We start from the raw sequence: 1,246 nt of genomic DNA on the forward strand, positions 1-1,246 counted from the left end.
GTACTGGTTCGCCAGTGCAAAGACCAACGACCTCTTGCGACTTGAAGGCCCGCTAGGCACCTTCAGCCTGCGTGAAAAGGACGTCAAGAATATAGTTTTCCTGGCCACCGGTACTGGTATCGCCCCAGTCAAGGCCATGCTTGAGCAATTGCTTGGCAACCCCTCACTGACCGCCGGGAAGAAGGTCTTCATCTATTGGGGAGGCCGTACGCTTAGCGACATCTACTGGAACCCACAACTTCAGGGACTGGATGCTACCTTCATACCGGTACTGTCGCGAGCGGACGCTCAGTGGACAGGACGTACTGGCTATGTACAATCGGCGCTAATCAAGGATGCCATCGATCTCACACAATCGGTCGTCTATGCCTGCGGCTCGGAAGACATGATTCATTCCGCACGGGATGCACTGACGACTTCGGGACTGCCCGTAAAGCACTTTTATTCAGATGCATTTGTAAGCTCAAACTGATAAGGAGCAATCATGAAAGCGGTCATTTTGGCAGGCGGTTTGGGTACACGCCTTAGCGAAGAAACCAGTGTACGTCCAAAGCCTATGGTCGAAGTCGGTGGAAAACCAATCCTCTGGCACATCATGAAGATGTATTCCGCGCACGGCATCAATGATTTCATTATCTGCTGTGGATACAAAGGCTATCTGATCAAAGAGTACTTCGCCAATTACTTCCTGCACTCGTCGGATGTAACTTTCAACATGCGTGAAAACACCATGAAAGTACACGACAAGCGCGCCGAGGACTGGAATGTGACATTGGTCGACACCGGTGATTCTTCGATGACCGGCGGTCGCTTGCGCCGCGTGGCAGATTACGTCCGAAATGAAGAAGCGTTCTGCTTCACCTACGGCGATGGCGTCGGTGATATAGACATCAGCGCTACCATTGCCTTCCACAAACAGCATGGCAAAGCAGCGACACTCACCGCCACCTATCCTCCTGGTCGCTTTGGCGCGCTRGACATCAAGCAACACCAGGTTCTCAACTTCAAGGAAAAGCCCAAAGGCGACGGCGCCATGATCAATGGCGGCTTTTTTGTATTGTCCCCCCGAGTCCTCGAATACTTGATCGACGACAGCACTGTCTGGGAGCAAGAGCCCTTGATGGGGCTGGCAGCTGACGGCCAGTTAATGGCACACGAGCACCAGGGCTTCTGGCAGCCAATGGATACCCTGCACGATAAAAACCTGCTGGAAAAACTTTGGCAAAATGGCAAGGCACCTTGGAAA

Annotated in this window: 2 protein-coding genes; both read left to right on the plus strand. The window is 52.6% G+C overall.

Annotation, left to right across the window (positions count from 1 at the left end):
* Positions 1–472: ferredoxin reductase domain-containing protein (locus AC1DRJ_RS28310; RefSeq protein WP_477805051.1), on the plus strand; the 472-nt coding region annotated here is incomplete at its 5' end.
* A gap of 12 nt (positions 473–484) precedes the next feature.
* Positions 485–1,246, plus strand: a 762-nt coding sequence (gene rfbF / locus AC1DRJ_RS28315) for a glucose-1-phosphate cytidylyltransferase (protein ID WP_477805052.1), incomplete at its 3' end; no start/stop codon positions are given.

It is taken from the genome of Pseudomonas sp. P5_B2 (assembly GCF_056400445.1).